The organism is Nocardia sp. NPDC004573 (genome assembly GCF_053602135.1).
On record NZ_JBSGDA010000005.1, the window covers coordinates 333,870 to 357,968 of the forward strand.

The 24,099-nt window shown below is 63.5% G+C and carries 14 protein-coding genes; 9 read left to right on the top strand and 5 right to left on the bottom strand.

The genetic code is table 11. The features are described 5' to 3' along the window. Positions 1-4 precede the first annotated feature (4 nt). Both ACWEKR_RS11210 and ACWEKR_RS11215 read right to left on the bottom strand, forming a co-directional pair. Positions 5-1,492, bottom strand: a complete 1,488-nt coding sequence (locus ACWEKR_RS11210; RefSeq protein WP_452354361.1) for a phytoene desaturase family protein — start codon at positions 1,490-1,492, stop codon at positions 5-7. Next, complete coding sequence (locus ACWEKR_RS11215) at positions 1,489-1,905, bottom strand: nuclear transport factor 2 family protein (RefSeq protein ID WP_452354362.1); 417 nt, start codon at positions 1,903-1,905, stop codon at positions 1,489-1,491. The genes ACWEKR_RS11210 and ACWEKR_RS11215 overlap by 4 nt, the downstream gene beginning before the upstream one ends. Before the next feature lie 122 nt (positions 1,906-2,027). Between ACWEKR_RS11215 and ACWEKR_RS11220 the strand changes: the two genes are divergently transcribed. Continuing rightward, positions 2,028-2,591, top strand: a complete 564-nt coding sequence (locus tag ACWEKR_RS11220) for a PadR family transcriptional regulator (protein ID WP_452354363.1) — start codon at positions 2,028-2,030, stop codon at positions 2,589-2,591. A 261-nt stretch (positions 2,592-2,852) separates the two neighbouring features. Here the strand turns inward: ACWEKR_RS11220 and ACWEKR_RS11225 are convergent, their stop codons facing one another. After that, a complete protein-coding gene (locus ACWEKR_RS11225; protein WP_452354364.1) occupies positions 2,853-3,833 on the bottom strand; it encodes an SAM-dependent methyltransferase in 981 nt (326 codons plus the stop codon). Between the two features lie 476 nt (positions 3,834-4,309). Between ACWEKR_RS11225 and ACWEKR_RS11230 the strand changes: the two genes are divergently transcribed. Beyond that, the gene (locus ACWEKR_RS11230) at positions 4,310-12,784 is read left to right on the top strand and encodes an amino acid adenylation domain-containing protein (RefSeq protein ID WP_452354365.1); all 8,475 of its coding nucleotides are present in this window, start codon (positions 4,310-4,312) and stop codon (positions 12,782-12,784) included. A gap of 4 nt (positions 12,785-12,788) precedes the next feature. Further along, positions 12,789-13,655, top strand: coding sequence for a methionyl-tRNA formyltransferase (locus ACWEKR_RS11235; protein ID WP_452354366.1), 867 nt, complete (start codon positions 12,789-12,791; stop codon positions 13,653-13,655). Between the two features lie 25 nt (positions 13,656-13,680). Here ACWEKR_RS11235 and ACWEKR_RS11240 read toward each other — a convergent pair whose 3' ends face one another. Further along, entirely contained in the window at positions 13,681-14,856 is a 1,176-nt protein-coding gene (locus ACWEKR_RS11240; RefSeq protein ID WP_452354367.1) for an aspartyl/asparaginyl beta-hydroxylase domain-containing protein, read from the bottom strand. A gap of 365 nt (positions 14,857-15,221) precedes the next feature. On the opposite strand from ACWEKR_RS11240, the gene ACWEKR_RS11245 reads away from it, so the two are divergent. Genes ACWEKR_RS11245 through ACWEKR_RS11255 form a run of 3 tightly spaced genes read left to right on the top strand, consistent with a single transcriptional unit; the run spans position 15,222 to position 19,007 of the window. Next, entirely contained in the window at positions 15,222-16,529 is a 1,308-nt protein-coding gene (locus tag ACWEKR_RS11245; RefSeq protein ID WP_452354368.1) for an FAD-binding oxidoreductase, read from the top strand. Further along, the gene (locus tag ACWEKR_RS11250; protein ID WP_452354369.1) at positions 16,526-17,584 is read left to right on the top strand and encodes an amino acid--tRNA ligase-related protein; all 1,059 of its coding nucleotides are present in this window, start codon (positions 16,526-16,528) and stop codon (positions 17,582-17,584) included. The genes ACWEKR_RS11245 and ACWEKR_RS11250 overlap by 4 nt, the downstream gene beginning before the upstream one ends. 55 nt (positions 17,585-17,639) lie before the next feature. Then, positions 17,640-19,007 carry a hypothetical protein gene (locus tag ACWEKR_RS11255; RefSeq protein WP_452354370.1) on the top strand — a complete coding sequence of 456 codons (1,368 nt, stop codon included), beginning with the start codon at positions 17,640-17,642 and terminating at the stop codon, positions 19,005-19,007. A 214-nt stretch (positions 19,008-19,221) separates the two neighbouring features. Here the strand turns inward: ACWEKR_RS11255 and ACWEKR_RS11260 are convergent, their stop codons facing one another. Next, entirely contained in the window at positions 19,222-20,679 is a 1,458-nt protein-coding gene (locus tag ACWEKR_RS11260; protein ID WP_452354415.1) for an aminotransferase class V-fold PLP-dependent enzyme, read from the bottom strand. Between the two features lie 419 nt (positions 20,680-21,098). Between ACWEKR_RS11260 and dpgD the strand changes: the two genes are divergently transcribed. From dpgD to dpgB, 3 genes are all read left to right on the top strand, one after another. After that, a complete protein-coding gene (dpgD, locus tag ACWEKR_RS11265; RefSeq protein WP_452354371.1) occupies positions 21,099-21,911 on the top strand; it encodes an enoyl-CoA-hydratase DpgD in 813 nt (270 codons plus the stop codon). A 285-nt stretch (positions 21,912-22,196) separates the two neighbouring features. Continuing rightward, positions 22,197-23,351, top strand: a complete 1,155-nt coding sequence (gene dpgA, locus ACWEKR_RS11270; RefSeq protein ID WP_452354372.1) for a 3,5-dihydroxyphenylacetyl-CoA synthase DpgA — start codon at positions 22,197-22,199, stop codon at positions 23,349-23,351. 24 nt (positions 23,352-23,375) lie between these two features. After that, entirely contained in the window at positions 23,376-24,077 is a 702-nt protein-coding gene (gene dpgB / locus ACWEKR_RS11275; protein WP_452354373.1) for an enoyl-CoA-hydratase DpgB, read from the top strand. Positions 24,078-24,099: the final 22 nt, after the last annotated feature.

Below are 24,099 nucleotides of genomic sequence, written 5' to 3' on the forward strand. Positions count from 1 at the left end.
CGGGTCAGGCGGTTTTGGTGCGCAGGAGCCGGCGGGCAACCCGCGCGCCGGCCTCCAGGGTGGGTTGGAATCCGCCGATTCCGGCCCAGGATCCGGCCAGATGCAGTCCGGGCACGTGGGTTCGGCGTTCGCTGTCGCGGAACAGCCAACCCTCGGTGGCGTCCTGGTCGTAGCCGTAGATCGCGCCGCCGGGGTGTCCGAGGTACCGCGTCATGGTCAGCGGTGTCGCGACGTCGACCTCTTCGATGGCGTCGCGAATGCCGGGAGTGATGGTTTCGCACAGGTCGAGCAGGGTTTCGGCGTAGGCGAACTTGGTGCGCGCGTACTGCGAGGGAGCGACGTTCTTCCAGATGTCGGCGTACTGCAGCGTCATCAGGCTGACGTGCGTGGCTCCGGTGGGCGCGAAACCGATCGGCGCGACGTCATAGGAGCTGACGCAGATGCCCCGCGCGGGCTCGAACGATCTCCACGCGTTGTAGGTGCGGTCGTCGTCGGTGTCCCGGTTGACGAACGTGGTGCTGGTGGTGAACCCCAGTTCGGCGGGAGTGGCGTCCAAGCCCATGTGCAGCACGAAACCGGAGACGCCGATCCGCCTGCCGGCCAGATCGTTGCGCACCTCGGCCGCCACGTCCACGCCTTCGAGCATTCCGTACGTGCTCGGCAGCGACGCGTTGGACACCACGTCGGGCGCGGTGACCTCCGAACCGTCTGCCAGCCGCACCCCCAGGACCCGCCCGGACTCGGTGAGCACCGCCTCGACGCCCGCGTTGAACCGCACCTCACCGCCGGCGGTGAGGAAGGCGTCCAGGATGGCGGTGGACATCGCCTGCGACCCGCCGCGCACATGCCAGGGTTTGAATTCGAAGTAGGCATACAAGGTCAGCGCCAGATCCTGGAACCGCAGTTTCGACGGCGGCTGTCCGATGTAGGTCCAGTACATGCCCAGCGCGACCGCGAGTCGTTCGTCGTCGAAGAACTCCTCCAGCACGCTCTTCAGTGGCCGCAACCCGTACTCGAACAGCACCGGGTCGATCCGCTCGACCGGCATCCCGCGCATGGCGGCGATCTGCCAGAAGGTCACCTTCTTCAGCAGGTCGAAGAACTTCGCGACCCGATCGCGATTCCCCGGGAACTCGGCCTCGACGGCGTCGATCGCGCTGTCCCAGTCCGCGGGCAGGATGAAGTCCAATTCGCCGGGGATCACGGCGCGGTACAGGTCGTGCTCCTGGACGAATTCCAGTTTGTCGGCGACTCCGAGCTGCTGGAACAGGCCTTCGCGCAACGAGATCGGCTGCCCCTCGACACCGACGCCCGACAACTGGTGCAACGCGACCTCGAACTCGAAACGCCCACGGCGGAACGAGGTCGCGCACCCACCCGGTACATTGTGCCGCTCCACGAGCAGGGTGCGCGCGCCCGCGCGTTGCAGCGTCGCGGCGGCGGTGAGGCCGGCATTGCCCGCGCCGATGACGATGACGTCGTAGTCGCTCACGCTCCGGCTGCCTCACTTTCGGACTGCGCGGCGGCCTCGGCCTTGATGCGCTCGAACTGTTCACCCATGCGCGCCGCGAGGGCTTGCGCCGCCGACAGAGGGCGCACCATGACCATGAAGTCGTCGATCTTGCCGTGCTCGTCGAAGTGCAGGAAGTCGCAGCCGGTCAGCCGCTTGCCGTCGACGGTGGCCTCGAACACGAAAGCGTGATCGCGACCGTTCGCGTCGGCGATCTCGCGCACATAGCGAAAGTCCTCGAACACGCGGATCACCGCGCGCAGAATGGCCGCGGTGACCGCCTTGCCCGGATACGGCTTGAACGCCACCGGACTGGTGAACACCACCGCGTCGGCCAGCAGCGCCTCGATGGCGGCCTCGTCACGAGCCTCCACGGCTGCCCGGAAGGGATGCATAACCCACCTCTCATACTCAACTAATTTAGTATCTAAACCAGACGTTATCCTGACAACCTGCCCACGTCTAGAGGACGATAATCAGGTATTTGAATAATCCAGTTCACTGGTAGCCTGAGCGGATGGCGCTACGCAACGCGGTGTTGGCCGCCCTGCTGGAAGGCGAGGCCTCCGGATACGACCTGGCCAAGAGCTTCGACGCCTCCGTGGCCAACTTCTGGATGGCCACGCCCCAACAGCTGTACAAGGAGCTGGAGCGCATGGCGGCCGACGGCCTGATCACCACCCGGGTAGTAGAGCAAGAGCGCAGACCCAACAAGCGCCTGCACGCCATCACCCCTGCCGGGCGGGCAGCCCTGCACGAATTCATCGAAACGCAGGCCAAGCCCACCGCCATCCGCGACGAGATGATGGTGAAGGTGCAGGGCATGGACACCGAGGACGCCCCCACCGTGCGCGCCGCGATAGCCGGCAAGCTGGAGTGGTCGAAAGCGAAACTGGCCCGCTACGAACGCCTACGCTCCCGACTGCTGGACGGCCGCAGCGAACAGGCCTACCTGGCCGAGGCCGAACGAGTCGGCCCCTACCTCACACTGCTGCGCGGAATCTCCTTCGAACAAGAGAACATTCGCTGGGCCGAATTCGCACTGACGGTGATCGATCGGCGGATCGCCGCGCGAGCATGACGACTACGACACGGCCCGCTGCAACCCACAGCCACTGCCGACGACGCCGCCCACTCGAACTTCCTGCAAACACTCGGCGAGAACGCCCCCGCCGAGGCGGCCCGACGACAACGCCGGCATCCAACGTCGAACTGCACGCCGCCCAACTGCTCCTCGAGAAGCTGGGAGTGACTCCGCTCGGATCGCCGAGTGCCGCGCACGATTCGACACGTACCGACCGGGCGCACGGGTTCGCCCCGTCGCCCGCGTCGTGTTCCCTGGTCAGGTCGGCTTGCGGGCCAGGATCAGCCGGCAGTCCGGCAGGTTGGGCTGCACGATCCGCACAACGTCGAAGCCCGCCTCGCCGAACGCCTTTCGCCAACCATCTTCGGTGAGCAGCGACTGCTCCATCAGCGCCTGGGTCAGCGAGTACTCCGGGGTCAGCACTTCCGGCACGTTCTGTTCGGTGGCGGGCGGGATCTCCTCGGCGGTCAGCATGTACGCACCCGAGGGCAATCGGTCACATAGCCCGCGCAGGTAGTTCACGAGCGTGTCGTAGCCGTGCTCCAGTACCTCGTGCAGGAAGAAGAACGTGACGACCAGTTGTACCGATTCCAGTTGTGGAATCGTGGCGGCCTTCGCTCCGTCGGCTTCGTGGATGGTGATGCGGTCGGCCAGCCCGGCCTTGGCCACCTCCTGCTGCGCCTCGGCGCACGCGGCCGGGCTGATATCCACCCCGACACCGCGGCCGCCGCCGGCCTGGCACGCCGCGATCAGGAAATGTGCATTGCCACACCCGATGTCGGCGATCGAATCGAAGGAGATCTCATCGAGGATCGCCATCACCTCCGGCCGCAGATCCCGCTGTCCGACCAGAGCTGTGCCGACTGCCACCCACCGCACGTCCCGGTCGATATCCGAACCGAACGTCCGCTTACCGGTCAGCAAGTCGCCGAAATGGTGCAGTGCATCGCCGTAGCCGCCGGACAGCCACATCAGATAGCCGCGGTCGGCGTACAGCTGACGGCCGGCCTCGGTGAGAACATAGCGGTCACCGGCGCTGCGAATGACGATGTCGCGCTGCGCCAGATAGCGCAGGGTGGCCTCGGCGAGGTACCGGTTCGTGCCGAGGTCGGCTGCGCGCAACCCGTGCCCGGCGAGCTCGTCGAGTACACCGATGATCCCCAGAGACGCGAAAACCGTGCAGGTGACATGGCCGCGCATGTAGTCGAACGCGCGCCGCTGAGAAGAGCTCTGAGTCATGGCCGCTTTCCTGATCGTGGGAGTGAATTGATATCCGCGTGGAGCACCCGTATTGGGCGTATCACGACATTTACAGGTCCACAAAGCATTTCAATGACGTCCGACGTAGCGGAAGCGAGCAAGGGCGTATCCGGGTCATCGAGACTGTCTCGATCGCCGCCGCGAACCACTTCCCAACCGCAGACCGTTCCCACGCTCGGTCTCCTCTTGAATCTTGCTCCGACGCCCGGACCCCGTACCTCCCGCGCTGCGAGACCGCCCGTCCGTGACGGCACGGGCTTCGAATGCTAGACGGATGGCCCGCCGAAGACGTGCGCCGAAACTTCCCGATATTGAGAAATCAGCGCGCGGCGTCGGCCGTGCTGCAGCCAGCACTTCGCACGGCAAGCTTGCCGGCCACTTCCCAACAGTGAGCACATCGACCTTGCCACCCGATCCCGGTGGGGATATCGTGCTGGGCTGAAGCACTGATCACGTTGAGCGCCAATAACATTGGCAACGATTCTAAACGAACCGATCGAATCGATCAGAGAGCATCCGACCGAATTCACAGGGGCGCGGACGGATACGGTGCAGCACCGCGGATGCCCTGCCCACGCCGAACGGTGGCAACCGCCGCAGAATCGGCAACGCTTACATTGCACCAACTGATCGACATCGGTGTCGGAGAGATTTCGATCTGGTCGGCATCACGCCGTAGCAGTGACGATATTCGTGCAGGGGGTATCGAGGTCATGAATCCGATATCGGAGCCATCGCTGCCGGAAACGGAGCCGATCCGGTTGGATACGTTCGGCAATGGAACGGCCTCCGATGACATCGGCGCAGGGCTCCGTTCGATTCCCCAATTGTTCGCCGCACAAGTCGCGCGAACACCCGACAACCGCGCGGTGGTGGCCGGGGATCGATCGTGGAGTTACCGCGAGATCGATGACATGTCGTCTCGCTTGGCGCACTTTTTGATCATGCAGGGGGTACAGCCCGGATATCTGGTCGGCGTGCTGTTGCCACGTTCGATGCACTGGATCGTGACGGTGTTGGGCGTACTCAAAGCCGGTGCCGCCTATGTGCCGGTCGACCCGGCCTACCCCGATCACAGGATCGCTTTCGTGCTGCGCGACACCGGTGTCGCCGCCGTGGTGACTGCGGCGGGATTCGAGATCCGCACCGCATCGCTACTGCAGCCGATCGACCGGCGTGTTCCCCTTGTGAAGGTGTCGGATCCGGAGATCGACCGCCAGCCGAGCGCCGCGCTGCCCTTCCCCGCACCACAGCAACTCGCCTATCTGATCTACACGTCCGGAACGACGGGGCAGCCCAAGGGGGTCGCTGTAGCGCATGCCGGCGTCTGTGAAATCATCACCGCTCACACTCGGCGGCTGCGTATCAACGGAGACAGTAAGGTTCTGCAATTCTCGCGGCTGGTCTTCGACGCCTCGGTGCTCGATATGTGGTCGGCGTTGCTGACCGGCGCCACCGCGGTCGTGCCCACCGAACAACAAGCGCAACCAGGCCCCGAACTGGCGCGGTTGATCGCGCGGCACAAAGTCACCCACGCGCATCTCACCGCCTCCACTGTCGCCGCGCTGACCCCGCAACAGCTGGCGAACATGACGTTGGTCGTCGGCGGAGAGCCATGCAGCGCCGGTTTGGTCGACCGGTTCGCGAACGGCCGGATCATGGTCAACGTGTACGGTCCCACCGAAACAACGGTGTACGTGTCGATCAGCAAGCCATTGGCAGTGGGATCGGGTACACCGTCGATCGGGTCGCCGGCGCCAGGGGTCGCGCTGTCGGTGCTCGATGCTTCCTTACGCCGGGTACCGGTAGGGGTGGTCGGCGAGCTGTATGTCGGGGGCCACGGCGTAGCCCACGGATATTGGAATCGGCCCGGCCTGACCGCAGCGCGGTTCGTCGCTGATCCGATCGGCGAATCCGGCGGCCGGTTGTATCGCACCGGAGATTCGGTGCGCTGGAACCAGGCCGGGGAATTGGAGTTCGTGGGCCGCGTCGACGACCAGACGAAGATCCGCGGGTTCCGCATCGAACCTGGCGAGGTCGAGAAGGAGCTGGTCGCGCATCCGGGAGTCGTCCGCGCGGTCGTGGTCGCCCGCGAGGACCGCCCTGGCGACAAACGACTGGTCGGCTATGTTGTGGCAGCTGCGGGCGCCGAGGACGGCGCGGTCGATGCGGCAGCGATACGTCGCCGCCTCGCACGGCGATTGCCGGACTTCATGGTGCCGTCCGCGATCGTCGTCGTCGATCGCCTTCCGGTGACAGTCAACGGAAAGATCGACAAGCAAGCGCTACCTGCGCCGAAATATCAGTCCAGTATTCGGTATCGCGCACCTGAGACTCCCGCGCAAGCGGCTCTGGCACGACTGTTCGCCGAAGTGCTCGGACACGAACAGGTCGGTATCGACGACGACTTCTTCGAACTCGGCGGCCATTCGCTGGTGGCGACACGGTTGACGAATCGGATCCGAGCAGTGCTGGGCAAGGAACTGGCGGTCTCGGCAATCTTCGGCACACCGACGGTAGCGGGATTGGCGGGTGCTCTCGACGCCCGGCCGCGGTCGCGTCCTCCGCTCGCGCCGATGCCGCGCCCGAGGGTCGTGCCACTGTCCTACGCGCAGCGCCGCCTGTGGTTCCTGCATCGGCTCGAGGGACCGTCGGCGACCTACAACATCCCCTTTGTCTGGTCGTTGACCGGCACGCTGAATGTGCCCGCGCTGCGGGCGGCAATTCTGGATGTGGTGGCTCGCCACGAATCGTTGCGCACGGTGTTTCCCGAACTGGACGGGACCCCGTACCAGCGAATCATCGACGTCGACCAGGTCGAGCTCGGCTGGACCGTCCTGGATGCGGATGGGTGGGACGATCGGCGCGTATCGAACGAGGCCTCAGCCGTCGTCCATCATCAGTTCGATCTCGCTGTCGAGATACCGTTGCGCGTGCGGGTGCTTCGCCGCAATGACAGTGCGCACGTGCTGGTGATGGTGCTGCACCATATCGCGGCCGATGGCTGGTCGGCCACCCCATTGATACGGGACCTGGTTGCGGCCTATCGCGCACGGGTCCGTGGCCACGATCCCGATTGGGCGCCACTGCCCGTACAGTACGCCGACTACACCCTCTGGCAACAGCAGCTACTGGGTTCGGCAACGGATCCCAACAGTGTCCTGTCCACCCAGTTGGCGTACTGGCAGTCCGAACTGGTCGCGGCCCCAACAGGTTCAGGACTGCCGACCGACCGGCCGCGGCCTGCCACGGAGTCGTATCGCGGTGGTACGAGACCGTTCGTGCTGGACTCCCGGCTCCGGGGCGAGATTCTCCGGATGGCTCGCGATGCGGGCGTGTCGGCGCCGATGGTGCTGCAAGCCGCCCTGTTGGTGCTGCTGCACCGGCTCGGTGCGGGCACGGACATTGTGATCGGCTCGCCCATCGCCGGGCGTTCCGATCAGGCTGCCGACGGTCTTATCGGCTTCTTCGTCAACACCTGGGTACTGCGTACGACGCTCACCCCGGATATGCCTGCCTCGGAACTGCTGGCCCAGGTGAAACGCAAGGCCCTTGGCGCCTACGAAAATCAGGACGCTCCCTTCGACGTCCTGGTGGAAAAGCTCAACCCCAGTCGGTCGGCGGCCCGGCACCCCGTGTTTCAGACGATGCTGGTGTATCAGCACAGCCCCGTCAGCAGTTTCGACTTGGCCGGGGTTCAAGCCACCCCGATCGCCATATACACCAATACTTCCCGCCTGGACTTGTCATTCGTCATCGACGATCACGGTGATCGCGGCGGCTGGGCCGCCCGCATCGAGTACGCCAGCGATCTGTTCGATCCGGCGACCATCGACACGATCGCGGCGCGATTCCTTCGGGTGCTGGCCGGCATGGCCGCCGATCCGAGCATTCCGATCGGGGCGATCGAGCTCCTCGACGAACACGAGCAGCGCCGACTGGACGTCTTCGGCAATTACGCGGCGCTTCATGCCGAAACCGGCGACACCAGGTCGCTACCGGAGCTGTTCGCCGCACAGGCGGCTCGGACACCGAACAACGTGGCGATAGTCTTCGACGATCGGACATGGACGTACCGGGAACTCGATCGAATGTCGGCGCGATTGGCTCACCACTTGGCCGGGTACGGAATCGCTCCGGGGAACGTCGTAGGCCTGATGCTGCCACGGACGGCACACAGCTTCATCGGGGTGCTCGCGATCTCGAAGATCGGTGCGGCGTACGTCGCGGTCGATCCCGCCTATCCAGATCACCGGATCGGGTTCGTGCTCAGCGATGCCGGTGTGGCGGCAGTCGTCACCACGACGGAACTGGTGAGCCGAGCATCAGCGATCCTGCAGGCAGCCGATCGCGACGACCGCAAGGTCGTCGACATCTGTGATCGGACCATCGATGCCCAGCCCGATACCGGTCTTCCGTTCCCCGACGCCCGGCAGGTGGCCTACCTCATCTACACCTCGGGGACCACCGGCACTCCAAAGGGCGTCGCCGTCACCCATGCCGGGATCGCAGATCTTGTCGCTGCCCATATCCGGCGTCTCGCCGTGAATGGTCGAAGTCGTGTTCTGCAGTTTGCTCCGTTGGTTTTCGATGCGTCGGTGATCAATTTGTGGTCGGCGTTGTTGTGTGGCGGGGCGGCGGTTGTGCCTACGGAGGATCAGGCGCAGCCGGGGGTTGGGTTGATGTCGTTGATCGCTCGGCAGCGGGTGACTCATGTTCATGTGACGCCGTCGACGTTGGCGGTGTTGTCGGTGGATGGTTGGGATTCGGTGGAGTCGCTGTTGATGGGCAGTGAGGTGTTGCCGGCTGGGTTGGTCGACGAGTGGGCTGGGCGTCTTTCGATGGTGAATACGTACGGTCCGACGGAGACGACGGTGTATGCCACGATGACTGGTGAGTTGGTCTCGGGGGCTGGTGTGCCCTCGATCGGGTCGCCGGTGCCGCATGCTGCTTTGGTGGTGTTGGACGCTCGGTTGGGGCGGGTGCCGGTGGGTGTGGTGGGTGAGTTGTATGTGGGGGGTTCGGGTGTGGGTTTGGGGTACTGGGGTCGACCGGGGTTGACTGCGTCGCGGTTTGTCGCTGATCCGTTCGGTGGGGCGGGGGGTCGGCTGTACCGGACGGGTGATTTGGTGCGGTGGACCCGGTCGGGGGAGTTGCAGTTTTGTGGTCGGGTCGATGATCAGGTGAAGATTCGGGGGTTTCGGGTCGAACCGGGTGAGATCGAAGCCGTACTGGTTTCGTATCCGGCGGTGCTCCAGGCGGTGGTGGTAGCGCGCGCGGACCAGCCGGGCGAGCATCGGCTGGTGGGGTATGTTGTGGTCGATTCCGGGTCGGGTGGGGTTGATGTGGCCGCGCTACGGCGGTTTGTGGGGCAGCGGTTGCCGGGATTCATGGTCCCGGCGGGGATCGTGGTGCTCGAGGCGATGCCGTTGACGGTGAACGGGAAAGTCGATCGGCAAGCGTTGCCGGCGCCGCGGTATCGGTCGGCAGGGCAGCATCGAGCGCCGGAAACGATCCCTCAGCAGGTGTTGGCGGGATTGTTCGCGCAGGTCTTGGGACTCGACCGGGTCGGGGTCGATGACGACTTCTTCGAACTGGGCGGCCACTCACTGTCGGCGACCCGATTGGTGAGCCGGATCCGATCGGTGATGGAAATCGAGGTCCCGGTCCGGCAAGTTTTCGACACACCAACCGTCGCCGGGCTGTCGGCCGGCATCGACGAGCGGGTGCGGCTGCGTCCACCCCTTACCGCAATGCCGCGTCCGGCGGTGGTGCCGCTATCGTTCGCGCAGACCCGGCTGTGGTTCCTGCATCGGCTGGAGGGGCCGTCGGCGACCTACAACATCCCGATGGTGTGGTCGCTCGCCGGCACACTGAATGTCGAGGCTCTGCGGGTCGCGGTAATGGATGTGGTAGCCCGACACGAGTCGTTGCGGACGGTATTTCCCGAGGTGGACGGGGTGCCGCGGCAGCGGGTTCTCGATGCTGGGGCTGTCGATGTCGGCTGGCATGTGGTGGACGCGACCGGCTGGGACACCGAGCAGGTCTCGAACGCGATTGTGCCGTTGACCCGATATGAGTTCGATCTGGCCACCGAGGCCCCCGTACGGGCAAACGTATTGCGGTGCAGCGACAACGAGCACACGCTGGTTCTGCTCGTGCACCATATCGCCGCCGACGGATGGTCCTCGGCGCCGTTGATGCGGGACTTGGCTCGCGCCTATCGATCACGTGTCGTACACCAGGCTCCCGACTGGGCGCCGCTGCCGGTCCAGTACATCGATTACACCCTCTGGCACCTGGCGCTGTTGGGCTCGGAGACCTGCCCCGACAGTGTGCTGTCGAAGCAGATCGCGTATTGGCGTACCGAGTTGGCAGGGGCGCCGCAATGCCTGAGTCTGCCCACCGACCGACCGCGACCACGGGTCGTGTCCTATCGAGGGGACACGACGACCTTCATGATCGACCCGGTGCTGCAGACCGCGATCAGGCAACTGGCGCGCCGGAAAGACGTGACGGTGTCGATGGTATTGCAGTCGGCGTTGGTGGCGCTGCTGCATCTGCGGGGAGCCGGTGACGACATCGTGGTCGGCTCCCCCATCGCCGGTCGCACCGACGAGGCAGCCGATGACCTGGTCGGTTTCTTCGTCAACATGTGGGCGCTACGCGCTGAGGTCACAGCGCGGATGCCGTTCGCTGAACTGCTGACGCAGGTCAAGCGGAAAGCATTGGCGGCCTACGAGAATCAGGACGCTCCGTTCGAAGTCGTGATCGAAAAACTCAACCCGATCCGCTCCACCGCCCACCACCCGCTGTTCCAAACCATCCTGGTGTTCCAGAACAACACCACCGCCGACATCGACCTGCCCGGCGTGACGGCGACCAAGATGCCGGTGGCAAACGGGGTGTCCCGGCTGGACCTGACCTTCACCATCGAGGAAAGCCTCGATCACCACGGCTGGCCCGCGACCATCGAATATGCCGAGGACCTGTTCGATCGAGCCACCGTCGACGGTCTCGGCAAACAATTCGTGCGCGTCCTCGAAAGCCTGGTCGCCGATACGAGCGGGCATGTCGGCGACGTCCAACTACTCGATGAACTCGACAACCGTCGACTGGATGTGCTCGGCAGCGGCGGCAAGCCCACCACCGCAGGCAGTGTATCGCTCCCGGAGCTGTTTTCCGCACAGGTCGCGCGTACCCCGGACGCCCGTGCGGTCGTATTCGAGTCGCGCTCGTGGACGTACGCACAGCTGTATAACGAGGCGGGCCGTTTGGCGACTCGCCTCGTGGCCGCGGGCGTCACCGCAGGTTCCCGGGTGGCGTTACTGCTGCCGCGGTCGGCGTACACGGTGATCGCGATCATGGCGGTGCTGAAACTCGGCGCGGCCTACGTGCCGATTGATGTTGCGTATCCGCGCCGACGAATTCGCTTCGTGCTTCACGACGCGAGACCCTCGGCGGTGATCACCACGACCGACCTGATCGGTCGCGCAAAGACCCTGTTACACGAGATCGAAGCCCCCATCCCCACAGTGGATGTGACGGATCCGGCTATCGATACCCTGCCGAGCGCACCCGAAACGAAACTACCCGCCGAGCAGGTCGCGTACGTCATATATACCTCCGGCACCACCGGTACCCCCAAGGGGGTCGCCGTCACCCACGCGAACATATGTCAACTGTTCACCGCCTTCAACGGCCGCATGGACTTCGGGCCCGGCCAGGTATGGACGTCGACTCACTCCTATGCTTTCGACTTCTCGGTTTGGGAATTCTGGGGACCGTTGCTCCACGGCGGACGGCTGGTCATAGTTCCAGATGCCGTTGTGCAGTCCCCGCAGGACCTTCTCCAGTTGCTCACCGAGGAACGGGTTACCGTCCTGAGTCAGACTCCCTCCGCATTCGACGCGTTACAGTCGACAGCCGGAGCCCTGAGCGAAACGCTCGGGACGATCGTGTTCGGGGGTGAGGCATTGACACCGCGCCGATTGCGATCGTGGGTGGCCGCGCATCCCGAGGTGCGATTGATCAATATGTACGGCAACACAGAAACAACCGTGCACGCCTCGTTCCGGGAGATCGGCCCGATCGACACCGGCTCCTCGGCCAGCCTCATCGGCGTGCCCCTGGCCGGGCTGACGTTCCATATACTCGACGCTCGGCTGTGCCGTGTGCCGGTCGGAGTCGCCGGTGAGCTGTACGTGGGCGGTGCGGGTGTCGCCCAGGGGTATTGGGCACGCCCCGGCCTGACAGCGAGCAGATTCATCGCAGATCTTTTCAGTGGCTCCGGAGGGAGACTGTATCGGACGGGCGACCTGGCGCGTTGGACCAATTCCGGCGAGCTCGAGTTCTTGGGTCGAAACGATGATCAAATCAAGATCCGCGGGTTCCGTATCGAGCCGGCTGAATTGCAATCGGCGCTGAGTTCGCACCCGGAGGTGGCACACGCGGCGGTAACGGTCCGCGAAGACCAGCACGGAGACCGGCGGCTCATCGGATACGTGGTCCCCGTCGATGCCGTCCGTGGAGTAGACGCGGCCGCGCTGCGTCAGCACGTGGCAAGCCATGTCCCGAAATTCATGGTGCCTGCGGCGATCGTGGTGCTCGATGCGATGCCGCTGACCTTGAACGGCAAGGTGGACCAGCAGGCGCTGCCCGCGCCGAGATACCGGTGCAGCACAGAGTATCGCGCACCGGAAACGGCGACGCAGAAGGCGGTGGCGGACTTGTACGCCGAACTACTCGGGCTCGAACGGGTAAGTGCCGACGACGACTTCTTCGGCTTGGGCGGCCATTCGTTGTCGGTGATGCGATTGACGGCGGCTATCCGAAGATCACTCGGTGTCGAGATCGCGGTTCGGACGATATTCGAAGCGGCTACCGTAGCCGAGTTGGCCAGTGCGATCGAGCGCACTTCGAAGGGGTGATCGCGTGACGGAACGCCTGCGAATCGTGATCGCTGCCCGCGGCGCCAAAGAGTTCTCGACGCTGCACGACGTATGTGAACAGGCTGGGCACCTCCCGGTCGCCTATGTGTACAGCCGCTCACGAAAGCCCGCGACAGCACTCTCACCAGATGTCGTCGGAGCCGTAGGCGAGATGCTACAGGCTGCCCCGCCAGGAATGGACTTCCTCCTCCCCGGAACCGCTTCCGGTCTAGCCGACATACTTTCCGGCTATCGATCCGATCTTCTCCTGGTATGCGGCTTCAACTGGCGCATACCGACTTCGGTACTAGGAATCCCGACGCACGGAGCTATCAATATCCATCCTTCGATGCTGCCCAAGTACCGCGGACCGGAACCCATCCAGTGGGCGATCCGCCGGGGCGATACCGAATTCGGTATAACGCTGCATCGGATGGACGAAGGCTTCGATACCGGCAACGTAATCGTGCAACAAGACGGTATACCGATCGACGACGACCCGACCCCTGAGCTCCTGTGGCAGCGAATGGAGCCGGTGATTCGGAAACTGCTGTCGCAGGGCCTCGATCGAGTGGCGGGCGGCGACCTCGGCGAACCCCAAGACGAGACCCGAGCATCCTATGCCGGGCCTATGGAGCCAGAGTTTCTACGCATCGACTGGCGGCGCAACACTCGCGAGATACACAACCAGGTTCGAACATTCCGGGCGATGCGGGCGGGGTCCGGCCCGATCGCTCAGGTGGGCAAGCGTTGGTTGAAAGTGCTACGCACCAGGACCACACCGGGCACCGGCCTGCGAGTTGACTGCGCGGACGGACCGCTGTGGATCGTCGAGCATGTAGCAGTCCCACCGCCGGACGACGGCGAATAATGTCCGCCGTGCCCCTCATCGAGGGTCAGTGATCCGACTCGGCCTGATCAAAGATCCTCGACGCCCGCCGGTCGTGGCCGAAACGGCTTTCCAAGACGATCGAACCATCGTCTACGACGACGGTTCGTTGATCACTCCAACCGGAAAACCGGAACCTGCTGTCCCCCACCGGGGTCATCGCGAGCACGGTGCCATTAACGGTCTTCATGGAGACGTTGCCGTCGGAATAGTTCAGTTCGACAGACAACTTCGGCTCCGAATTTTCCAAAGGCGCGTCGTCGGTGAAGTTGAGAAATGATCTCGGGATATCGAACTTGCGCGCATGTGCCCATGGCCGGCAATCTGCGCAAGCCGAAGCAAAGGAATTGAACAGCGCACCATGATCTTCGAACGGCTGACGAAATCGGGCCGGAAACAGCTGAACCAGATCAGACGTCATGAGCGCATCGATGACGAGGTGTACACGCACTTCCGCACCTCTGTTCTCAACGCGATGAAGCCGACCGAAATCGCCGTACCACAGTCGACCGGGCGCCCAGCAGTAGCGAACACCGTCCAGAACAAGAATAGCGTCCGGGTTCGTCAGCACAGGTATGTGCAGCCGGCAGAAGCCACGGCGCACATCATACTTGGGATCACAATGCTCATCCGAGGACGCGCCGGGGCCGAGGGCCATCAGTCGGACGGAGTTGAATGGCACCGGAATGGCCGAGACGACCTCTCGCATATAGGGCAGTCGACTCCACCAAATCGTGGGCGCATATCCCCTGTCCTCCGGACCGCCTGGATCCGTACGATCTGCGTCCCCGCCGATACTCCACAGCGGAAGTACCCTCCACTCGATCTCGGTGGGTGGGCTCGTGGTGCCCAATTCGCTTTCACCGTCGACGCCGAGGACATGGGTTCGCTGTTTCTGCCAGGAGACAACAGAGATCGAGGAAAGCTCTCGCGCCAGCCGCGCGCCATCCATACGGTAGGCAAGTTCGGCAGCGGCAGGCATGTGAGAAGAAGCATCCGGATATGCCGAAGGAAGAGCAGTCATCGGGTGACCTCGCAATAGGTGCGGCACAGCGGTGGTCCGCCCCGCGAGGGCGCTCCCGCTCTGTCCGGCCGAAGAATGAGCGTTGTACAACTGCGCGACCAGCATAACGGATTTCCGCACCCATCGCATCGACAACGTCACTCCACCCTTCTCGGTCACACCAGCCTTCCTTCTCGCCGCCGAGCACTCCGCGGCCGCAGCGGCGGCGAGATCCACATGCCAGGAGACAGTTTCGGCATCGCAAAATCACTTCGTCTGCGACACTGAGCGATTCGGATCTCGCTGCACTGCCCGCTCCTCCACCCGCTGCCGGCACCGAAACTCCCACGGACTGGGAAGCTACGGCTTTGACAGTGGTACATGAAGAACGGGAGGATAACGAAAAGGCCAGTGTGCGAACGACGGGTGGATCTTTGACGCACCAATCGGCATCGGATATGCGAGCGCTCCAATCACTGATGGGCGACCGGGTGATATCCCCCGGCGACAGACAATACGACGCATTCCGTCGAGTATGGAATGGAATGCACGACCGCCATCCAGTGCTGATCGCGCGATGCCGTGACACGGCGGATGTAGCGGCTGTGGTCCGGTTCGCGCGCGCGGCAGGCCACTCGGTGACCGTGCGCGGTGGTGGCCACAACGTTGCCGGTACCGCGGTGGCCGATCATGCGGTCATGATCGACCTTTCGCTGATGACCGAGGTATCCGTCGATCCGGCCTCCCGAACAGCGGCCGCGGCGGGCGGCTGCCTGCTGCGGCACGTGGACGCCGCGACCATTCCGCATGGGCTTGCCTGCCCGGCCGGCGTCGTATCGCACACCGGCCTGGCCGGGCTCGCGTTGGGTGGCGGCTACGGCTGGTTGGCACGAAAGTGGGGTCTGACCTGTGACCACATCCTGCGAGCCGAGGTCGTGCTCGCCGACGGCTCGATTGTGGAAGCGGATGACGTGACACATCCCGACTTGCTGTGGGCACTTCGAGGCGGCGGCGGAAACTTCGGAATAGTCACCCGGTTCACTCTTCGGCTCCGGCGAGTCGGCCCCGTGGTCTATCGATCCGGTGTCCATGCGATGGACACCGCGAGTGCAGCGCTGGAGGCATACCGAGAGTTCGCTGAGCGGCAGCCGCCGGACCTCCACACGGTCGGCGCTTTCAAGATCGCGGGTACGCAAGATTGGTTGCCCCGGGAATTACACGGGAAGCCGGCATTGTTCCTCACCGCTATATGGCTCGGCGATTCGGTGCGAGCCGGCGAAATGATCGCCCCACTGTTCGCGGCCTCGCCGCCCACCGCAGTGTTGAACCGGGTCTTGACACACGCGGAACTGCAAGCACTGGGCGACCACGGAGAACCTCACGGAAACCGGTACTTCACAAAATCGTGCTATCTTTCCGCATTTCCCTCAGCGGCTGCGCACGAAGCCGTCGAGGCCGCCGCGGAAATCACCTCGCCACTGTCTTGCATAGACTTCGAATTCCTGCGCGGAGCAATAAGCGACGTACCCGGGCAAACGTCCGCCTTTCCCGCACGGCAGGCACCGTACATATTCACCGCGTCAGCTCAGTGGACCGACTCCCGTACGGACGAGGAGCACGTGGACTGGGCACGCCGGAGCGTGGCGCGGCTTGCTCCCTGGAGCTCCGGCGGGGCCTACGTGAACTACCTGCAGGACGAGGTCGGTACCAACATTGTCGCCCATTACGGAAAAGACCGATATCGGAAACTATCCGAAGTCAAGTCGCGCTACGACCCGGACAACATATTTCAGCACAACCACAACATAGCCCCTGCACGGCCATCGGTTCGCGATAGAAAGGTAGTTCGGTGACCTCAACCGGCTCGGCGGCAATTACGGTCGCTCCACCACACGCTCGCGACAGCAACAATCCCGAGACCTTCATCGAATATCTGAGATCTCCTTGGTATCATCTGATCGCCGAGTTGCACGACATCATTTTCACCGAGACTGCCCGGTATGCGGGATCACGGAAACTCAAGAACTTGTTCCTGCCCATGACCACCCGAACGGTCACCTGCCCCTCCGCATCGGGCAGCGACTCCGAGCCGGTTGCGGTGACGGTCGGCGGCGTCGACACATACCTGCCCGACTCCATACAATTCGCACTGGAGTACGGCTGCCGACTCGCACCGGATGGCTGTTACACGATCTTGCCGTCGTTTCGTACCGAACAACCGGACGAGACGCATCTCAGCCAATACACCCATAGCGAGGCGGAACTACCCGGCGGTCTGGACAGCCTTATTCGATACGTCACCGGCTACGCGAAAGCACTGGCGGCCGCCATCCTCGATCGAGCGGGAGACCGCTTGATCGAGGCACGAGGCGACGTCTCTCACCTGGTCAGGATGACCGACCGTGTCGAGGGCTTCGAACAACTCACCTTCGATGAGGCGGCCGAGGTGGTAGCCGATGTAAACGATGCCGTGAGCGGCAGCGACGGCTCACGGACCCTTACCCGCATCGGTGAGCGTCTACTGATGGAACGTGTATCCGAATTCGTCTGGGTCCATCATTTCGACAGTTCGACGGTACCCTTCTACCACGCCTTCGGTGATGAGAACGGCTCGACGGCCAAGTGCGCTGATCTCTATTTCGGAATGGGCGAAGTGTTCGGGTCGGGCGAACGGCATACCGAAGCCGAAGAGTTGCGCAAGTCCATGGCGCTGCACGGCGTCGACGAAGCCGACTACGCATGGTACGTACGCATGAAAGCGGAACTTCCGATGTTGACATCGGGATTCGGCATGGGCGTCGACCGGTTCCTGATGTGGGTGCTCAACCATCACGACATCCGCGATATGCCGTTGATCTCCCGCATCGATGAACCGCAGTCCTGGCCATCGGCCATTGTCCGACCCTAGCCGCGCGTAAGAACAACGTTTCTGATCATCGAGTCATGTCGAATACGGAGAGTGCGTGGGTATCGTCAACGAAATGCAGGCCGAATGGGACCGTGCACTGCTGGGAACCGCGCGGGACCACGAACGCAGCACGCGCCAGGCGGCGGAATTGGACCTCGCGCTGGCATCCGGTGATTATCGCGCACCTGCGGGCCCGGTACCGCTGAGGCCGGTTATCCTACCTTCGGCGACGGTACATACATTGACGAGCATGTCTCGTCATTTGCTCCGCCTGATCGAGTCTATTTGCACCGAGCGAGCGAAAACACCTACGGAGTTGGCCGAATTGCTCGGCTACCGACGCCCTCCGGCATCGATGTTGACAGACGATCCGAAATGGAACGCGACCGCTCTGGATATGGCCCGGCCGGACATCATCATCAGCGGCGGCATCCCCCGCTTTGTCGAATACAACATCACAAGCGGCATCGCCGGCCCGGAACAGATGGCCAGGCAGAACCGGTTCTTCATGAACAAACTCGAGAGTCTGCGCCGCGACATCGCCACAAAGCTCGTCGTTCCCGACACGTTCACCGCTCGCCGCGAAGTCGTCATGAAAGCCGCACGGGCGTACGACATCCCGAATCCTCGCGTGTGCTTGCTCGGCTGGAGCGACGAAGGACTCGGCTCCAGAGACTATTTTTCGGAAACGATCGAGGATTTCAACGGTCATGGCATATCCTGCAGTTTCGCCACTCCCGACCAGCTCGACTCCTCCCCGACCGCGCTTACACATCAGGGTCAGCCGATAGACATCGCTTATCGCGCCTTCGCATACACACACGAGGGCGCGAAGCAAGTGAATTGGGACATCGGCCCGCTGCGCCACGCCATGGAGGCTGGTACCGCGGTCACCCTGGCACCGGAGTTAGCGGATCTGTACTCCAGTAAGAAGATTTTGGCATGGCTGAGCGAATCCGCGGACTCGCTGCCGGCAGCGGACCGGGAGTTCGTGGAAACTCATATCCCGTGGACTCGAGTGATCGCGGACCTGAACGTATCGTGGCGCGGCCGCTCATTCGATCTACTTTCTCTGCTCACCGACGAGCAGGACAAGTTCATACTCAAACCGCATGATCAGCTCGGCGGACGAGGGGTAGTCGTAGGGCAAGCGACTACTGCCGCCGAATGGCACAATGCGGTGACCTCGGCGGCAGCCCTGGGAGGGTATGTTGTGCAGGAGTTCTGGGCACCCGACCCTATCGCGATACCGGTATACCGCCCCCCCACCGGCAGCACAGAGCTAGTGCGCGCGGCGTCTGTCGTCAGTCCGATCCTGTTCGGCGGGAAACTCGGTGGTGTGCTCGTACGACATACTGATTCACCAGCGACCTCGATCGTGAATATCGCCACCGGAGTGGACAACACGGCTTGGCTTGCCTAGCCCCGACTTTCCGCCGGGCCCGGGGCCCGGCGTGATCGGGTTCGGAAGGGGCAAGGCAGCGAGAACCCAGGCAAGGCCGACCGACTGCTGTCTCGGTCGATCACCGCTGGATCCGGGTCGCGCTCGGGAAGCCGGAGTACATCGCTACGAACTGGACCGGGGCACTGATCCTCCGGCTCCGGTGACGTGCCGACACCGTCATCCACCGCAAGCGTCAGCATCGTTCTCGATCCGCAAGCGTCCCGAGATCATGGTCGGCAGTGCGGTGATCACGCCACGACCGAAGATAACGATGGAATCCGAGGATGTCTTCGAAGCTGCTGACCGGGCCGAGCGAGACGCGCAGTGCACCGCCGGTGGGTAGACCGATGGCTCGTCGGTAATCGTCGATCGTACGCAAGCCCGTCCGCATCGTGCCCACTCGAATCAAATCTTCGGGCTGGAGTTCGAATATCGTCTCGCCGACACCTGGGTTGCAGAAACACCCGGCACGCAACGCGATCCCGTGCTGTACCGCACGATCTTCGGCCATCCGCTCGTCGATGATGTCGCCGCTCGGATCCAGTAGGTTGAACGCGATCGTCGCGCCCCTCCCGCGGGTTTCGGTAGGGCCGTACAGCGCACAGACAGGCATACCATTGCTGTGGCGAAGCGTCGACATCTCATCGAGCAGAAAGTCGGTCAAGCACCGCACTCGCGTTCTGACCGCTTCGCGATCGAGAGTCTGTTGCACGTAATCGAGTCCGATCGACACACCTAGTGCACCCAGGAAATCAGGCGTCCCGTCCTCGAAATTGTCCGGGGGCGGGGCGCTGGCGTGCCAGCCACCCAGTGCGCTCGAGGCGACGACGGTGCCGCCGGAGAACCAGGGACGTCGCAGTTGTGCAAGGGCCTCGTTCTTGGCGATCAAACATCCGAGCCCCGTCGGCCAGCCGAAGATCTTGTAGTAGGACAACGGTACGAAGTCGGGTTTGTGCCGGCTGAGATCCAGATCCGATATCGCGACGTATGCGGCAGCGTCGAGAAGTACCCGCCAGCCACGGGCGTGAGCCTCGGATATCCATTCGAGTGGATGTTGAACACCGGAGAAGTTGCTCTGCGCTGGATACGCGAACAACGACGGCGCCGCCCCGGCGCGGTTCAATGCGTCCACCACGGCGGACAGCTCGGCGCGAAGATCTGCTCGGAGGGCGATGGTTTCCATCGTCGCTCCCTGCGCGCGGGCGTACTCGCGGATTCCGAGCACGGAGTTGTGATTGTCGCGCAGCAACGCCAGACGGGCTCCTGGCTGGAACGGAAACGACTCGCCGACGAGCCGCAGAGCACCCGTGGCATTCGCCGTGAAGATCACCGAGTACTCGTCGGGATCGGCGTTCACGAATCGCAGTGTCGCCTGGCGAGCATGCCGGATCGCCTCGGTGGATCGACGGGACGGAACACTGGCAGAATGCGGATTGCCCCAGATCTCGTTGTCCATGACGCGCCGATACGCGCGGAGCTGTGATCGGCTGGGGAGGCCGCTTCCCGTGTAGTCCAGATAGATCAGGCCCTGCTCATCCAGTCGACGGAAGTCGTCGGCGCGGACGCGATCGAGATGTCGTGTGCCCTGGTACGCGGGGTACGAGCGCAGGAATGTTTCGAGGTTCGCATCCCCGGGTTGTGTAGCGGTCATCCTCGGTCCACATATCCGTCGTCGAAATGATTGCCCTGCCTCGTGGTCGAGCACCCGATAGCCGGGACAAGGGCGCACCCTACCGGCCGGGACGGGCAGTCCACCGCACCACGCCCCAGCAGCGGCAAGACTCGATCCGTCGCTTCCGTTCAACAGGCGCGCGGTTCCGAGGGCAAGCCCTTCCCGAACAGCATCGGAAGAGGCTTACCTTGGCCCCACTACGGCCCGGCCGCAGCCGCCGAGTTCGTTGCGATGGAAACGAACCCGGCGGCGGTCGAGCCGCAGAGTGTTCACCGACCGCGGGAAATTCGGCATATCGAATTCACATGGTCGTGCAGAAACCGAAATATGGTAGGCCTCGACGATCGCGCGTCGCGCGAGTTGCAGGGCGACACCGAAGCAGTCATACTGGTGCCACCATGGATTTCCAGACCATCCACTACGAGAAAATCGGTCGAGTTGCGCACATAACCATGCGGCGACCCGAAGTGCTGAATGCGATGAATTCGCAAATGCACGAAGAACTGAGCGAAGTCTGGGACGATTTCGAAGCGGACCGCGAAACTCGGGTTGCCGTTCTGTCCGGGGCCGGCGACCGAGCCTTTTCCGTAGGGCAGGATTTGAAAGAGTCGAGCGCGAATACGCCCACCACTTTTGGCAGCTACGGAAAGCCTGGATGGCCACGCCTGACCGAACGTTTCGAGCTGTCCAAGCCGATCATCGCCAAAGTGCGTGGATATGCCCTCGGCGGCGGCTTCGAACTGGCGCTGGCCTGCGACATCATCGTCGCCGCCACCGACGCCGTGTTCGGACTGCCGGAAGCCACACTCGGTCTGGTACCAGGCGCGGGCGGAGTGTTCCGTCTGTCCCGACAGCTTCCCTGGCACACCGCGATGGGACTGCTGATCAGCGGACGGTCGCTCGCCGCAGCACGCGCATTCGAGCTGGGACTCGTCAACGATGTGGTACCGCCGGACGAACTGGACGACTGCGTCGCGGGCTGGACCTCGGATATCGCGCGGTGCTCGCCGTTGTCCGTTCGTGCTATCAAAGAGGCTGCCACCAAAGCCGAAGGCAGGCCGCTGGCGGAGGCATTCACCACACGCTATCGCTGGGAAGAACGCCGCGCAGCCAGCCGGCACCCGGCCGAAGGGCGACTCGCCTTTCGCGAAAAGCGGGAGCCACGCTGGCGCGAAGCGCCAGAGGACGACAACCAAGACAACTCCGAGTGAGACCGCCGGCACCATCTCGGACTTCCCTCCACGCACCGGCATTCGCCCATCGATGCCGCTGGGACTCACCGCCGCCCGCCCCGCCGAACAACCAGTCCGCGCGGTGAAACCGCCTGAATACCAAAGCCATCAGGGAAACGAGAAGGTTCCCAATCGTGGGCAGGCCGTGCCGCCGCGAATTGCCGGATCGGGCTAGACTCCCCGAGCGACGATCCGCTGGCACCGGCCGTGCCCGAGGCGAGCTTCCCAGGGAATGGATGTGATTCACGATGGATCTCGTACGCCGTGCCCGCCAAACGTCAGGGTGCCGATCTCCGCATCAGCGTGTCGGCACTGATGCGCCACTCCGGCTCGGGCTCTCGGCGGCCGGAGTATGAGTTGGTGAATTCGGCCTCGCGAATTCTTGGTGTCGGAACGGCAGTCCCACCGACGTCCTACTCTCAAGGAGAATTGCTCGACAGATTCGGCATCACCGATCCACGTGTGCGTTCACTGTTTCTCAACGGTGGGATCGAACGACGAAATCTGACCTTGCCACCGTCGCATGCCGATGGCCACCTAGCCGAGGAGACGCAGCGCCAACTACTCGACAAGCACCGGACCGCCGGTACCGAGTTGGGGCGCAACGCACTCATGGCCTGCTTGCGGGAGATCGGCGCAACGCCGGCGGACATCCGGCATCTGTGCTGCGTGACGAGCACCGGCTTCCTCACTCCGGGCTTGGCGGCCTGGCTGGTCCACGATCTCCCCATTGATCGGCATTGCTACCGGCTGGACGTGGTCGGCATGGGCTGCAACGCCGGTCTCAACGCACTTGCCTCGGTAACGGCATGGTCCCGAGCCCATCCCGGTGAGCTGGCCATGATGGTCTGTGTAGAGGTATCGTCCGCCGCCTACCTGCACGACGGCACGCTGCGTTCGGCCGTCGTCAACAGCCTCTTCGGCGACGGTGCCGCCGCCGTCGCGGTCATGACCCACTCGGACCGGGAACCCGCCTCCTCCCCTTCGATTCTCGGATTCTCCAGCATGATGATTCCCGAGGCGATCCATGCGATGCGCTACGACTGGGACGACAGGCACGGAAAGCTCAGCTTCTACCTCGATCCGGAAATCCCCTACGTGATCGGCGCGCACGCGGAACCGAGCGTTGCTCGGCTGCTCGATGAATTCGCTCTCCGTCGCTGCGAAATCGCGCACTGGATCGTGCACTCCGGTGGCAAGAAGGTTATCGATTCGATTCGGGTGAACTTGGGACTGACCCGATACGACCTACGGCATACCACCGGTGTCCTGTGCAACCACGGCAACCTGTCGAGCGGTTCGTTTCTGTTCTCGCTCGAAAAGTTGCGCGATGAAGACACCACGGCGGCCGGCGAGTTCGGCGTGATGATGACAATGGGTCCTGGAACCTCGATCGAGATGGCCTTGATCCAGTGGTAACGGACGAAGATCGAGGATATCGGGGTGGACGTGATCCAATCTTTCGAGGAAACGGACGTGGCAACCGCGTTCCGCGCCACGACATTGACAATTCGTGTCGACCAGACGAGATCATTGAGTGAGCTCACCGAACAACTGGTCGCCGCCACGGCACGGCTGGCTACCGAAACACACCTCACCAATACGCTGTTCGTCCTCGAAGATCCGCCGCAGGCCGAACCGGCCGGTCCCCCCGCGACGAGTGTCGAGGAAGTACGGCGTTGGGAGCGGGCGGTCCGACGGGTCGAGCAGTCGAATGCGCTGAGTGTGGTGGTCATGCAGTCAACCTGCCGCGGACCTGGCTCGGACATCCTGCTCGCCGCCGACTACCGGATCGGCACACCCGAGGCTCGACTGATGTTCACCACCGATGACGGGCACCTGTGGCCAGGTATGGCACTCTACCGTCTGGTGCGGCAGGTGGGCCCGGCTCGTGTTCGGCGACTGATGGTACGTGGCGGAGCATTCAGCGCGAACGAAGCACTCGAACTCGGGATACTCGACGAGCTGACCCCAGAGCCCGAGACTGTTGCCGAGCGCGTAATACGCGGTACGAGTCGGCTTTCCAGGTCCGCACTGGCAGTTTGCCGGCAATTGCTCCACGAAGCCGTCTCCGTCGAATTCGACGATGCGCTCGGTGTCCACCTTGCCGCCTGCGACCGCGAGCTGAGACGCCGCAATGATTGACCCTCGGACCGGTCCGGATTTC